The organism is Nocardioides luteus (assembly GCF_015752315.1).
GTDB lineage: Bacteria > Actinomycetota > Actinomycetes > Propionibacteriales > Nocardioidaceae > Nocardioides.
This window is the reverse complement of record NZ_JADOVJ010000001.1, coordinates 1,479,323-1,492,448: the sequence shown is the minus strand read 5'-3', so window position 1 is coordinate 1,492,448 and position 13,126 is coordinate 1,479,323. Positions and strand designations below refer to the sequence as shown.

Annotated in this window: 12 protein-coding genes; 7 read left to right on the top strand and 5 right to left on the bottom strand. The window is 70.5% G+C overall.

Annotated features, from left to right (window positions below; genetic code table 11):
* Positions 1–116: 116 nt before the first annotated feature.
* Positions 117–713 (top strand): hypothetical protein, encoded by a 597-nt coding sequence (locus tag HD557_RS07190; protein ID WP_008363931.1) that lies wholly within the window; start codon positions 117–119, stop codon positions 711–713.
* 16 nt (positions 714–729) lie between these two features.
* Here HD557_RS07190 and HD557_RS07185 read toward each other — a convergent pair whose 3' ends face one another.
* Positions 730–1,080 carry an L-rhamnose mutarotase gene (locus HD557_RS07185; RefSeq protein WP_008363930.1) on the bottom strand — a complete coding sequence of 117 codons (351 nt, stop codon included), beginning with the start codon at positions 1,078–1,080 and terminating at the stop codon, positions 730–732.
* 140 nt (positions 1,081–1,220) lie between these two features.
* On the opposite strand from HD557_RS07185, the gene HD557_RS07180 reads away from it, so the two are divergent.
* The 6 genes from HD557_RS07180 to HD557_RS07155 all read left to right on the top strand — a co-directional run bounded on the left by HD557_RS07180 (position 1,221) and on the right by HD557_RS07155 (position 8,312).
* A complete protein-coding gene (locus tag HD557_RS07180; RefSeq protein ID WP_307785553.1) occupies positions 1,221–2,264 on the top strand; it encodes a LacI family DNA-binding transcriptional regulator in 1,044 nt (347 codons plus the stop codon).
* 498 nt (positions 2,265–2,762) lie between these two features.
* Positions 2,763–3,785, top strand: a complete 1,023-nt coding sequence (locus HD557_RS07175; RefSeq protein ID WP_196873397.1) for a LacI family DNA-binding transcriptional regulator — start codon at positions 2,763–2,765, stop codon at positions 3,783–3,785.
* Positions 3,786–3,995: 210 nt separating this feature from the next.
* Positions 3,996–5,147, top strand: a complete 1,152-nt coding sequence (locus HD557_RS07170) for a Gfo/Idh/MocA family protein (RefSeq protein ID WP_196873396.1) — start codon at positions 3,996–3,998, stop codon at positions 5,145–5,147.
* Positions 5,144–6,328: a dihydrodipicolinate synthase family protein gene (locus tag HD557_RS07165; protein WP_196873395.1), complete on the top strand. Its 1,185-nt coding sequence runs from the start codon at positions 5,144–5,146 to the stop codon at positions 6,326–6,328. Before HD557_RS07170 ends, HD557_RS07165 begins: the two co-directional genes overlap by 4 nt.
* On the top strand, positions 6,325–7,176 hold the full coding sequence (locus HD557_RS07160) for a sugar phosphate isomerase/epimerase family protein (RefSeq protein WP_196873394.1): 852 nt from the start codon (positions 6,325–6,327) through the stop codon (positions 7,174–7,176). The genes HD557_RS07165 and HD557_RS07160 overlap by 4 nt, the downstream gene beginning before the upstream one ends.
* Positions 7,176–8,312 carry a glycerate kinase gene (locus HD557_RS07155; protein ID WP_196873393.1) on the top strand — a complete coding sequence of 379 codons (1,137 nt, stop codon included), beginning with the start codon at positions 7,176–7,178 and terminating at the stop codon, positions 8,310–8,312. The genes HD557_RS07160 and HD557_RS07155 overlap by 1 nt, the downstream gene beginning before the upstream one ends.
* Before the next feature lie 78 nt (positions 8,313–8,390).
* Here the strand turns inward: HD557_RS07155 and rhaS are convergent, their stop codons facing one another.
* From rhaS to HD557_RS07135, 4 genes are read right to left on the bottom strand one after another with little or no spacing between them, the layout of a single operon-like run.
* Positions 8,391–9,422 carry a rhamnose ABC transporter substrate-binding protein gene (gene rhaS / locus HD557_RS07150; RefSeq protein ID WP_196873392.1) on the bottom strand — a complete coding sequence of 344 codons (1,032 nt, stop codon included), beginning with the start codon at positions 9,420–9,422 and terminating at the stop codon, positions 8,391–8,393.
* A 5-nt stretch (positions 9,423–9,427) separates the two neighbouring features.
* Positions 9,428–10,498: an ABC transporter permease gene (locus HD557_RS07145; protein ID WP_196873391.1), complete on the bottom strand. Its 1,071-nt coding sequence runs from the start codon at positions 10,496–10,498 to the stop codon at positions 9,428–9,430.
* Positions 10,495–11,538: an ABC transporter permease gene (locus tag HD557_RS07140; protein ID WP_008363916.1), complete on the bottom strand. Its 1,044-nt coding sequence runs from the start codon at positions 11,536–11,538 to the stop codon at positions 10,495–10,497. The genes HD557_RS07145 and HD557_RS07140 overlap by 4 nt, the downstream gene beginning before the upstream one ends.
* The gene (locus tag HD557_RS07135; protein ID WP_008363914.1) at positions 11,535–13,061 is read right to left on the bottom strand and encodes a sugar ABC transporter ATP-binding protein; all 1,527 of its coding nucleotides are present in this window, start codon (positions 13,059–13,061) and stop codon (positions 11,535–11,537) included. The genes HD557_RS07140 and HD557_RS07135 overlap by 4 nt, the downstream gene beginning before the upstream one ends.
* Positions 13,062–13,126 lie beyond the last annotated feature (65 nt).

Below are 13,126 nucleotides of genomic sequence, written 5' to 3'. Positions count from 1 at the left end.
AACTCGTCGACGTCGACGTTGTCGGATCGTGGGACAACAGTGAGACCGGATACCAGACGGACAACATAGGTTGTCGCCGAGAGCCATGATCACGGCCAGGGAACTGAGGAGTACGCATGACTCTGAGCTTCGACGCAGATCCTTCGAAAGCGCGGTGGCTAACCGAGGATGTTCCACACGTACACGGCGCTGCCGTGTCACGGAGACTGCTCATCGGCCCGGACGCGTTCGAGGCGTACGCCAGAGTCCTGACGCTGCCCGACCCGACCTACCCCGGGCAATCGGAGTCAGACGTCGATGATGAGGAGATCGACGCCGCCCCGTCTGACGTCGATCTCGTGACTGCCATCGTCGACCTGATGACCGCTTCTGATGACCGCACTGAACTGTTCTTCCTGCTGTGGGACGGATGGCCTTACAGCCCTGAACTTGCGGTCGAAAGCCCGGTCGAAATCGCCAAGATCCGCCGATACGCGCTCGCCCACGGGACTCTGCGCGACTGGCTCACCTGGATGGATGATGGTGCCGAGCGCGGATTCGCTCCGGGCTTCGTTTGGCCGGCAGACCGAAGTTGGTGCATCACCTTCGACGTCGACTCCCACTTCGCTGGAGTCGGGGGAACCGCCTTGGCAATCGAACGTCTACGACTTGACCCGGAACTGACGGTAGTAAGCGACATACCTCGCGAGACAATCCCCCCGCTGTACGGATGAGTCTCCTGTTCCGAATTCACGTCGCCGTCGAGTGGCCGGCCAACTGGTCCTCGAGGTGGAAGACCTCCTCGAGCCGGAGGAAGCCCTCATCCGGCGCCACGCCGTCGAGATCCTCGAAGAACTCCGCCATCTCGGCCTGCCAGCGAGCGTTGACCTCGGTCGCGGCCATCCCCGCCTGAGCCGCCTCGATGGACGGCGTCTCGACGTAGCCGATCAGCAGCCCGTCGGCGCGCAGGAACAGCGAGTAGTTGTGCCACCCGGTCTCCTTCAGCGCCTGGAGCATCTCGGGCCAGACAGCGGCGTGGCGCCGCTTGTACTCCTCCATGCGCTCGGTCTTGACCTGCAGCTGGAAGCAGACGCGCTCCATGGCAACCTCCGGTGAAACGATTTAGAATCCGGACGCTAGTGAGCATGACCGTCATCGGTCAACCAGGAGAAGCGGGCCTGCTCGCCAGGCGCCTGCTCACCGGCCTATGCTGCGATTTAACGTTTCAGGAAGGAGCCCAGGTGGCGATCACTCCGGCTGCCGGTTCACCGCGCAGCGCCTCGGTCAAGGACGTCGCGGCCACCGCCGGCGTCTCCCTCGGCACGGTGTCCAACGTACTCAACCGTCCCGAGCGGGTCAGCCGCACGACACGCGAGCGGGTCGAGCGCGCGATGGCCGAGCTGGGCTTCGTACGCAACGAGTCCGCGCGGTCGCTGCGCACCGGCAGCACGCAGTCGCTGGCCTACGTCATGCTCGACGCTGGCAACCCGTTCTTCACCGACGTCGCCCGCGGCATCGAGCTGGCCGCCGAGGCGGCCGGGCTCTCGCTGTTCCTGTGCAACAGCGACGGGCGCTCGGCCCGCGAGGGCGCCCACCTGGCCCACCTGCAGCAGCAGCGGGTCCAGGGCATCTTGATCACTCCGGTCGACCCGGACGATCCGCAGATCGACCAGCTGAGCGAGCGCGGCACCCCGGTCGTCATCGTCGACCGCACCCGAGCGGGATCGTCATTCTGCTCCGTCGCCGTCGACGACGTCCTCGGCGGGCGACTGGCCGTGGAGCACCTCATCGACGCGGGCCACAAGCGGGTGGCGTACGTCGGCGGGCCGGAGTCGATCGGCCAGGTCCGTGACCGCGGCGAAGGCGCCCGGCAGGCCTGGGCCGAGGCCGGGCTTCCGCCCGAGGACCTGATCACGCTCTCCTGCGAGGCCCCGACCGTCGCCGCCGGCCGCGCGGCCGGCGAGCGGCTCGTCGGGCTGCCCGCCCGGCGCCGCCCCACCGCCGCGTTCTGCGCCAACGACCTGATCGCGCTCGGGCTGCTCCAGCAGACGATCTCCAGCGGCCGGACCGTACCCGGCGACCTGGCGATCGTCGGCTACGACGACATCGAGTTCGCCGCCGCCGCGGCCGTGCCGCTCACCTCCGTACGGCAGCCCCGTCAGGCCCTCGGCCGCCGCGCCGCCGAGCTGCTCCTCGACGAGGTCGGCGACCCCGCCCACCAGCACGAGCAGGTCGTCTTCACCCCCGAGCTCGTCGCCCGCGCCTCCACCCTCGGCCGCCCCTGACCCCGCCGAGTCGGCGCAACTGTCCCGGCATCGCCCGTCGAGTCGGCGCAACTGTCCCGGCAACGCGCGTCGAGTCGGCGCAACTGTCCCGGCAACGCGCGTCGAGTCGGCGCAACTGTCCCGGCAACGCGCGTCGAGTCGGCGCAACTGTCCCAGGCCCAAGCGCCGAGTCGGCGCAACTGTCCCAGGCCCAAGCGCCGAGTCGGCGCGTCTGTCCCAGGCCCAAGCGCCGAGTCGGCGCGTCTGTCCCAGGCCCAAGCGCCGAGTCGGCGCGTCTGTCCCAGGCCCAAGCGCCGAGTCGGCGCGTCTGTCCCAGGCTCTGCGACAGATGCGCCGACTCGACGGGTTCAGGCGGGACAGACGCGCCGGGTCGACGGGTTCAGGCGGGACAGACGCGCCGGGTCAGCGAGGGCGGGGACGTCTGAGGAGACGCGGAGCGCGGCGTACGTCATCGTCGGATGCCTTAGGCTCCAGGAGCGGAAGCCGAAGGAGAGTCAGTTGGCCGGAGAACGTGCAGCGACGCTGAGCGACGTGGCCCGTGAGGCGGGGGTCTCGCTGGCCACCGCGTCGCGCGCGCTCAACGGGAGCGACCGGGTGGTCCGCCCCGAGCTGCAGGAGCGTGTCCTGGCGGCGGCGAACAAGCTCGGCTACACCCCCAACGCCAACGCCCAGGCGATGGCGCGCGGCTCGACCGAGACGGTCGGGCTGCTGGTCAAGGACATCTCCGACCCCTACTTCTCCACGATCGCCGGCGGCCTGGCCGACGAGGCCGAGAAGCACGGCCTGCTGGTGATGCTGTGCAACACCGGCGGCCAGGCCGAGCGTGAGCAGAAGTTCCTGGCGGCGCTGCGGCGCCAGCGCAGCCGGGCGATCGTGCTGGCGGGTAGCGACACGGCCGACGTACGTCACACCCGCGAGGTCGCGGGCCTGCTGACCTCCTACCTGGACGGCGGCGGCCGCGCGGCCGCGATCAGCCAGCCGCGGCTGCCGGTCGACACCGTCGTGATCGACAACCACGGCGGCGCCAAGGCGCTGGCGGAACGGCTGGTCGGCCTCGGCTACCGCCGGGCCGCGGTGCTCACCGGTCCCGAGGAGCTGCTGGTCTCGGCCGAGCGCCACGCCGGCTTCGCGGAGGGATGGCTGGCGGCGACGGGCTCGAAGCCGGCCTACGTCGCCGACGAGTTCAGCCGCGACGGTGGCCACCGGGCGATGTCCCGGCTGCTCGAGGAGGGTCCGGAGGTCGACTGCGTCTTCGCGGTCAACGACCTGATGGCCGTCGGCGCCCTGGCCGCCTGCCGGCAGACCGGCGTCGAGGTCGGGCGCGACCTGGCCGTCGCGGGCTTCGACGACATCGCGACGCTGCGCGACGTGACGCCGGGGCTCACCACCGTACGTCTCCCGCTGGCCGACATCGGCCGGCTGGCTCTCGAGCTCGTGCTGGGCGAGCCGTCGGCGGAGATTCGCAAGCAGTCCGTACACGGCGAGGTCGTGCTGCGGGAGAGCACTCCCCCACGCATCTAGCCTGGCGTGACCGTCCCGCCGGATTGTGCCGACTCGGCCTCCGAACCGGGACAGATGCGCCGACTCGACGCTCGACAGCGGGACAGACGCGCCGGGTCGGCGACGGCTTGACGGAACAGCCCTCTTGCGACCGGCGTCACATATGTCCTACCGTACCCGGAAAGCGCTTTCCTCCACCGCTCTCCGGCACCCAGCAGACGAGGACCCCACATGGCCACACGACGGCTCGGCATCATCATGAACGGCGTCACCGGACGCATGGGCTACCGCCAGCACCTGGTGCGCAGCATCCTGGCGATCCAGGAGCAGGGCGGTGTGGAGCTCTCCGACGGCACCCGGATCCAGCCCGATCCGATCCTCGTCGGGCGCAATGCCGAGAAGCTCCAGGACATCGCCAAGGAGCATGGCCTGGACCGTTGGACGACCGATCTCGACGAGGCCCTGGGCAACGCCGAGGACACCGTCTACTTCGACTCCCAGCTGACCCACGTCCGCGAGGCGGCCATCACTCGGGCGATCGCGGCCGGCAAGCACGTCTACACCGAGAAGCCGATCGCCGACGACGTCGAGGGATCGCTGCGCCTGGCCCGCCTCGCCGCGGACAAGGGCGTGAAGAGCGGCGTCGTCCACGACAAGCTCTACCTGCCCGGCCTCCTCAAGCTGAAGCGGCTCGTCGACTCCGGCTTCTTCGGCCGCATCCTCAGTGTGCGCGGCGAGTTCGGCTACTGGGTCTTCGAGGGCGACCTGCAGCCCGCCCAGCGGCCGAGCTGGAACTACCGCAAGGAGGACGGCGGCGGCATCACCATCGACATGTTCCCGCACTGGAACTACGTCCTGGAGAACCTCTTCGGCACGGTCGAGGCCGTCACCGCCAAGGTCGTCACCCACGTCCCCGAGCGCTGGGACGAGAAGGGCGAGGCGTACGCAGCCACCGCCGACGACTCCGCCTACGGCATCTTCGAGCTCGAGGGCGGGATCATCGCCCAGATCAACTCCTCCTGGGCCACCCGGGTCAACCGCGGCGAGCTGGTCGAGTTCCACGTCGACGGCACCCACGGCTCGGCGGTCGCCGGCCTGCACCACTGCGTCACCCAGGACCGCAACCTGACCCCGAAGCCGGTCTGGAACCCGGACCTCGTCGAGTCGATCCGCTTCCGTGAGCTCTGGAACGAGGTCCCCGACAACCAGCCCTTCGACAACGGCTTCAAGGCGCAGTGGGAGCAGTTCATCCGCTACGTCGAGGGCGACGGCGACCACCCCTACGACTTCATGGCCGGCGTCCGTGGCCTCCGCCTCGCCGAGGCCGGGCTCACCTCCTCGGCCGAGGGCCGCCGCATCGAGCTCGGAGAGATCGAGCTGTGACCTCCGTACGTCTCCCGCTGCCCGACGGCGGCACCGAGATCCACCGGCTCGCGACCCCCAGGCAGTGGACGAAACCGGAAGCGCCATTCACCTCCCGGACCGCGTACGCAGCCGCCCACGTCGTCCCCCGCACCCTGGCCGAGAACGTGCCCGGCGCCCCGGCGGACATCGACTGGGACCGCACCCTCGCCTACCGGCACGAGCTGTGGTCCTACGGTCTCGGCGTCGCCGAGGCGATGGACACCGCCCAGCGCGGCATGGGCGTCGACTGGACCGCCGCCGCCGAGCTGATCCGCCGCTCGGCCGCGGAGGCGGCGACCGTGGGTGGCGTGATCGCGTGCGGTGCCGGCACCGACCAGCTCGTCCTGTCCGCCGTACCCGAAGGCCGGCAAGGTCTGGACACCGTCATCGACGCCTACCGCGAGCAGATGAAGGTCGTCGCCGACACCGGCGCGACCACGATCGTGATGGCCTCGCGCGCGCTGGCCCGGGTCGCCCGCAGCGCGGAGGACTACGCCGAGGTCTACGCCACCCTGCTCGACGAGGCCGACAGTCCGGTGATCCTGCACTGGCTCGGCGACATGTTCGACCCGGCGCTGGCCGGCTACTGGGGCTCGCCCTCGATCGAGGAGGCGACCGAGACGTTCCTCGACGTCATCCGGGCCCGCCCCGGCAAGGTCGACGGGGTCAAGGTCTCGCTCCTCGACGCCGAGCACGAGGTCGGGCTGCGCCGGGCGCTGCCCGGCGGCGTACGGCTCTACACCGGGGACGACTTCAACTACCCCGAGCTGATCGTCGGCGACGGGACGGGCGAGGGCGAGTTCTCGCACGCGCTGCTCGGCATCTTCGCGGCGATCTACCCGGCCGCCTCGGCCGCGCTGCAGGCGCTCGACGACGGTGACCCCGACACCGCCAGGCAGCTGCTGGAGAGCACCCAGGCGCTCGGCCGGAAGATCTTCGAGGCGCCGACCTACTACTACAAGACCGGGATCGCCTTCCTGTCCTGGCTCAACGGCCACCAGCCGGCCTTCTCGATGGCCGGCGGCCTGCACGCCGGCCGCTCGGTGCCCCATCTGGCCGAGGTCTTCCGGCTGGCCGACGCGGCCGGCCTGCTGACCAGCCCCGACCTCGCGGCCGCACGCATGCGCGCCTTCCTCACCGTGCAAGGAGTCGACCAGTGACCGACCACGCCACCGGGCTCGAGCGGCTCTCCCTCAACACCAAGACCACCAACTCCTGGACCCTCGCCGAGGCCGTCGACGGAGCCGCGCGCGCCGGCATCCCGGCCCTCGGACTCTGGCGCGACCGCGTCGAGGAGACGGGTGTGGAGAAGGCCGCCAAGCTCGTGCGCGACGCCGGGCTCCGCGTCTCCTCGCTCTGCCGCGGCGGCTTCCTGACCGCCTCCGATCCAGTCGGGGTCGCGGAGGCCCTCGCGGACAACAAGCGGGCGGTCGACGAGGCCGCGACCCTGGGCACCGATGCCCTGGTCATGGTCGTCGGCGGCCTGCCCGACGGCGACGTGGATCTGACCGGGGCCCGGGAGCGGGTCGCCGAGCGGTTGGCCGAGCTGGCGCCGTACGCCCGCGACCACGGCGTGAGGCTCGTCCTGGAGCCGCTCCACCCGATGTACGTGGCCGACCGGGCGGTCATCTCCACCCTCGGCCAGGCCCTCGACCTGGCGGCGCCGCACCCGGTCGACGCGGTCGCGGTCGTCGTCGACACCTTCCACGTCTTCTGGGACCCCGACCTCGCCGCCCAGGTGGCGCGCGCGGGCCGGGAGGGGCGGATCGCGGCGTACCAGGTCTGCGACTTCAACCTGCCGATCCCCGCCGACGCGCTGCTCGCCCGCGGGATGATGGGCGACGGGGTCATCGACTTCGCGTCCATCACGCGGATGGTGGCCGAGACCGGCTATGCAGGCGACGTCGAGGTCGAGATCTTCAACGAGGCCGTCTGGGCCGCCGACCCCGACGAGGTGCTCGCCACGATGGCGCAGCGCTACCGCGACCTCGTCCTCCCCCACCTGTGATGGCCGCCCATCAGCATGACGGTCGGGTCGTCGTGGTCGCCTGCGACAAGTTCAAGGGCTCCCTGACCGCGCGCGAGGTCGACGAGGCGGTGGCCGCCGGGATCCTCGCGGCGAACCCCGAGACAGAGGTACGCATCGTGCCGATCGCCGACGGCGGCGACGGCACCGTGGCGGCGCTGGACGGCGCCGGTTTCGACCTGGTGCCGGTCGAGGTCGCCGGCCCGACGCTCGAGCCGGTGGCGGCGCACTACGCCGTACGCGGCGACCTGGCGGTCGTGGAGCTCGCTGACGCCTGTGGGCTGCTCCGGCTGCCCGGCGGCCGGCTCGCCCCGCTGACCTCGTCCTCCCGCGGTCTCGGCGAGGCGGTGCTCGCCGCCATCGACGGTGGTGCCCGCACGGTCGTTCTCGGGCTCGGCGGGAGCGCCAGCAACGACGGCGGGGCGGGGATGCTGCGTGCCCTCGGCGCACGGTTGCTGGACGCATCCGGGGCCGAGGTCCCGGAGGGCGGTGGATCGCTCGGCAGCCTCGCCGCGATCGATCTCTCCGACCTCGACGCCCGTCTTCAGCAGACCGAGATCGTGGTCGCCTGCGACGTCGACAACCCGCTGCTCGGTCCCCGCGGCGCGGTCGCCACCTTCTCCGCGCAGAAGGGCGCCGGCCCCGCGGACCAGGAGCTGCTCGAGGCAGCCCTGGCGACGTACGCAGCCGCTGTCGCCGAGACCACCGGACGCGATCGCGCCGAGATCGTCGAGGCGCCCGGCGCCGGAGCGGCCGGCGGCGTCGGGTTCGCCGCGCTCGCGATGCTCGGCGTGCGGGTCGAGCGCGGTGTCGAGCTGCTGCTCGGCCTCGTCGGCTTCCACGAGGCCCTCGACGGCGCCGACCTGGTCGTCACCGGCGAAGGCTCCTTCGACCATCAGACCCTGTCCGGCAAGGCGCCGATGGGTGTGCTCCAGGCCGCCCGCGAGGCGAACATCCGCGCCGTCGTCGTCTGCGGCCGCACCACCCTCTCGCCCATCGAGGCGGAGCAGGCGGGGGCCGCCCACGTGCGCGCGCTCACCGACCTCGAGCCCGACCCCGAGCGCTGCATGACGAACGCCGCCGAGCTGCTCTCACAGCTCGGCGGCGAATTCGGGTAACACGTCGTTCGTAGTTCTATCCGGTCGTTCCGATAGGGCGAGTAGTGCTACGAACAGCGTGTTACACGGGGCTGGATCTCAGAAGTCGAAGTCGTCGATGTTCGACTCCTCGAAGACCGTCGGCTCACCGAGCACGATGACGCCGTCGGCACCGACGGTGTATTCGCCCAGGTCACCGGCCTCGAAGGTGTCACCCTCCTTGCCCTCGATGTCACCGGAGGCGAGCGCGTCGGCGGCGTACGCGGCCAGGTAGCCGAGCTGCTCGGGGTCCCAGAGCGCGAAGGACTTCACGGTGCCGTCCTTGATGTACTCGCGCATCTGGTTCGGGGTGCCGAGACCGGTCAGCGCGACCTTGCCCTTGTACTCCGAGTCGGACAGGTAGCGCGCGGCCGCGGCGATGCCGACCGTGGTCGGGCTGATGATGCCCTTGAGGTTCGGGTGCGACTGCAGCAGGCCGGCGGTCTTGTCGAAGGAGGTCTGGTCGTCGTCGTTGCCGTAGACGGTGTCGACGAGCTTGATGTCGGGGTGGTTCGCGGCCAGCTCCTCCTCCATCAGCTTGATCCACTCGTTCTGGTTGGTCGCGTTGGCCGCCGCGGAGAGGATCGCGATCTCGCCCTTGTCGCCGATCTGCTCGGCGATCAGGTCGACCTGGCTCTTGGCGATGCCGGCGGCGTCGGCCTGGCTGACGAAGACGTCGCGGAACTGCGGCTCGGTGTCGGAGTCCATCGTGACGACCTTGGTGCCGGCGTTGCGCGCCTCCTCGAGGGCGTCGCCGATGGCGGTCGGGTCGTTGGCCGAGACGACGAGCGCGCCGGCGCGCTGCTGGGTGGCGGTGTTGATGAAGCTGACCTGGGAGTCGGGGGTCGACTCGGTCGGGCCGACCTGGTCCCACGTGGTGCCGATCTCGTCCGCGGCCTTCTTGCCGCCCGCGTCGGAGGCGTCGAAGTAGGGGTTGCCGAGGTTCTTCGGGATGAAGGTGATGCTGCTGGTGTCGCCGCCACCCTCTCCATCGCTGCCGCTGCCGCTCCCGCCACCGCAGGCGGACAGGGCGAGGCCGAGGGCCGCAACGATGGCGACGGCACTGCCGGCGCGTCGGAACTTGCTGGTCATGTCTCTCACTCCGATTTCTTTGAGTTCTTCGAGGATGGTTCGTCCGAGCTCTGTTGCCGGCGGTAGGTGCCGACGATGCGACCGGTCCAGCCGAGGACGCTGGCCGCGATGACCGCGGCGATGAGGAGCACGCCGGTGATGATCTGGATGAGGTTGGCGCTGAGCCCGTCGAGGCGCAGTGCGCTGCCGATCGTCCCGATCAGGACGACGCCGGCGATGACGCCGGGGATCGCGCCGCGGCCGCCGAAGATGGACACCCCGCCGAGCAGCACGGCGGCGATGACCTGGAGCTCCATGCCGGTGGCGTTGTCGCCGCGCGCGCTGCCGTAGCGGAGCGTGAAGTAGATGCCCGCCAGCCCCGAGACCAGCCCGCTGAGCGTGAACAGGATCAGCTTCGTACGGTCGACGTTGACGCCCGAGAAGCGGGCCGCGTCCTTGCTGAGGCCGGCGGCGAAGATGCCGCGGCCGAACGGCGTGAAGTGCAGCACGACCGCGAAGACCACGATCAGGACGACCAGCGGGATCGTCATCAGCGGGATCTGGGAGCCGCCGATCCGGGCCTGTACGAGGTCGCCCCAGGCGTCGGGCCAGTCGGTGATCGCGGTGGTGCCGAGCGCGCCGACCGCGATGCCGCGGAAGAGCGCCATGGTGCCGATCGTGACGGCTAGCGACGGCAGCCCGTAGCGGGTGACGAGCACCCCGTTGAGCGCCCCGGCCACCGCGCAGGCGAGCAGCGCGAGCACCATCGCGGCCACGATCGGGAGGCCCTCACGGTGCAGCACCCCGAACAGGACGCTGGAGAGTCCGACGACGCTCGCCACCGACAGGTCGATCTCGCCGGTGATGATGATCAGCGTCATCGGCAGCGCGATCAGCAGGATCGGCGCGATGTCGAGCACCAGGAAGTAGACCGTGATCGGGTCGGAGAAGTTGAGGATCGCGATCGAGGCGTACGTCCACACCACCACGAGCAGGGCGATGATCGCGGAGTCCCGGGTCATCAGGGTGCGCTGCCACCACGGCCTGGCGTGCGCCGCGTACGTCCGGACAGGTGCCTTCTCGGTGAGCAGACTCATGACTCTTCCCTCTCCGCGAGGAGCTTGTCGTGCTGACGGCGGGCGAAGTAGCGGTCCAGGACGATCGCGCCGATGATCAGCGCGCCGACGACGGCCTGCTGCCAGAAGTCGGGGATGCCCAGGACCGGGAGCGCCCGGTTGATGGTCGTGAGGAGGTACGCCCCCAGAGCCGCCCCGAGGACGGTGCCGCTGCCGCCGAAGATGGCCACGCCACCGACGACCGCGGCCCCGACGGCCTCCAGCTCGATGCCCTGGCCGACGCCGGAGCTGATGGTGCCGTAGCGGGAGACGTACAGGATCCCGGCGAGGCCGGCGAGCGCGCCCGAGGTGGCGAACGCCTGCAGGACCCGGCGCTTGTCGCGCAGCCCGTAGAGCGTGGCGGCGTCGGGGTCGGACCCGATCGCGTAGAACTCGCGGCCGACGCGGGTGGAGCGCATCAGGTAGACGGCCACGGCCAGCAGCGCGAACGAGATCCACGCCAGGTTGGGGATGAACAGGAACGATCCGGTGCCGAAGTCGAGCAGCCCGGGCGGGATGTCGGAGGCATTGATCCGGTCGCTGCCGGCCCACTCGAGCATGATCCCGCGATAGACGTAGAGCGTGCCGAGGGTGATGACCAGCGCCGGCACCTTCGCGAAGGCGACCAGCACCCCGTTGACCAGGCCGAGCACCGCGCCCGCGGCGACGGCGATCAGCACGACGACGATCACCGGGAGCCCGGTGTCGAGGAAGAGCCGACCGGCGAGGTACGCCGTGAGCCCGAGGGTCGAGCCGACGCTGAGATCGACGTTGCGGGTCACGATCACCATCGCCTGGCCGATCGCCAGGCAGACCAGGATCGCCGGGGTCAGGGTGAGGTCGCGCCAGCCGTCGGTGCTGAACAGGAAGTTGGGGTTCACCGCCGTGGTCACCACGAGCAGGGCGACGAAGGCCACAGCGATGCCGGTCTCGCGCTGCTTCAGAAGCCAGGTCAGCCGGCCGGCTGCTCGGTGGCGTGGCTGCGGCGCGGCCGGGGCGGGCGCGTCGAGCGTGGTGGTCATGATGCCTCGCTGACGTTCAGAGTGGTGGAGTGGTGGGCCGTCGCCGCGCGCATGACGGCCTCGGGGGTCGCCTCCGCGCGGCTCAGCTCGGCCGTCTGGTGGCCCTCGCTGAGGACGATGACGCGGTCGGCCATCCCGAGCACCTCGGGGAGCTCGGAGGAGATCATCAGGATCCCGAGGCCCTCCTGCGCGAGCGTCGACAGCAGCCGGTGGACCTCGGACTTGGTGCCGACGTCGATGCCCCGGGTGGGCTCGTCGATGATCAGCACCTTCGGCCGGGTGGAGAGCCACTTGGCCAGGACGACCTTCTGCTGGTTGCCGCCCGAGAGGGTGCCGGCGAGGGTGTCGAGGGTCGCGGCCTTGACCTCGAGCCGGGCGGCCCAGTCGGCGGCCGAGCGGTTCTCGATGCCGGTGCTGATCAGCCCGGTGCGAGCGAGCCGGCCGCTCGTCGGCAGGGTGATGTTGCGCGAGATCGGCGCGTCCAGCACGAGGCCGTGCTGGCGGCGGTCCTCGGGCACGAACGCCAGCCCCATCTCGATGGCGCGTCGCGGGTCGCCCGGCGGCACCGGCCGCCCGTCGAGGATGACCTCGCCGCTCTCGTAGGGGTCGACGCCGAAGATCGCCTGGGCGACCTCGCTGCGTCCGGCGCCGACGAGGCCGGCCAGACCGACGATCTCGCCCTCGCGGACGGTGAGGCTGATGTCCTGGAACAGTCCGGTGCGGGTGAGGCCCCTGACCTCGAGCAGTGGCTTGCCGACGGTGGCCTCGAGCTTCGGGTAGAGGTCGGAGACCTCGCGCCCGACCAGCCGCTGGACGATCTGGTCCTCGGTGACCGCGGCGATCGGGTCGGTGGAGATGTAGGCGCCGTCGCGCATCACCGTGATGGTGTCGCACAGCGCGAACACCTCGTCGAAGCGGTGCGAGATGAACACGACGGCGCAGCCCTGGTCGCGCAGCGTGCGCGCCACGGTCATCAGCCGCTCGACCTCGTTGCCCGACAGGGCCGCGGTCGGCTCGTCCATGATCAGGACCTTGGCGTCGAGGGAGAGCGCCTTGGCGATCTCGATCAGCTGCTGGTCGGCGATCGAGAGGCCCTCGGTCGGGCGGTCGGGCTCGATCGGCACGCCGAGCCGGGCGAAGAGCTCGACGACCTCGGTGCGCATCGCGGCACGGTCGATCCTGCCCCAGCGGTTGGTCGGCTGGCGCCCCATGAAGATGTTCTCGGTGACCGAGAGGTCGGGGAAGAGGGTCGGCTCCTGGTAGATGACCGCGACGCCGGCCTGCTTGGCCTCGGCGGTGTTGCGGAAGTCGACCTGCTCCCCGGCGAGCAGGTAGTCGCCCGCGTCGCGACGGTAGAGCCCGGCGACGATCTTGACCAGCGTCGACTTCCCGGCTCCGTTCTCCCCCACGAGCGCGTGGATGGATCCGGCCTCGACCCGGAGGCTTCCAGACCGGAGGGCGCGTACGGGGCCGAACGACTTGGCCACGTCCCGCAGCTCCAGTGCGGCGGGTGTGTCCGGCATGGGCAGCTCCTCGAATTGAAAGGTTTCAAGCCTGGTTTACGCTAGTGATGGCAATCACATACGTC

Bases quoted from the DNA above. Each gene is read 5' to 3' on its own strand.
- HD557_RS07185 (WP_008363930.1), bottom strand. From the start codon at position 1,080: ATGGAGCGCGTCTGCTTCCAGCTGCAGGTCAAGACCGAGCGCATGGAG.
- HD557_RS07145 (WP_196873391.1), bottom strand. From the start codon at position 10,498: ATGAGTCTGCTCACCGAGAAGGCACCTGTCCGGACGTACGCGGCGCAC.
- HD557_RS07135 (WP_008363914.1), bottom strand. From the start codon at position 13,061: ATGCCGGACACACCCGCCGCACTGGAGCTGCGGGACGTGGCCAAGTCG.
- HD557_RS07140 (WP_008363916.1), bottom strand. From the start codon at position 11,538: ATGACCACCACGCTCGACGCGCCCGCCCCGGCCGCGCCGCAGCCACGC.
- HD557_RS07170 (WP_196873396.1), top strand. From the start codon at position 3,996: ATGGCCACACGACGGCTCGGCATCATCATGAACGGCGTCACCGGACGC.
- rhaS (WP_196873392.1), bottom strand. From the start codon at position 9,422: ATGACCAGCAAGTTCCGACGCGCCGGCAGTGCCGTCGCCATCGTTGCG.
- HD557_RS07190 (WP_008363931.1), top strand. From the start codon at position 117: ATGACTCTGAGCTTCGACGCAGATCCTTCGAAAGCGCGGTGGCTAACC.
- HD557_RS07155 (WP_196873393.1), top strand. From the start codon at position 7,176: ATGGCCGCCCATCAGCATGACGGTCGGGTCGTCGTGGTCGCCTGCGAC.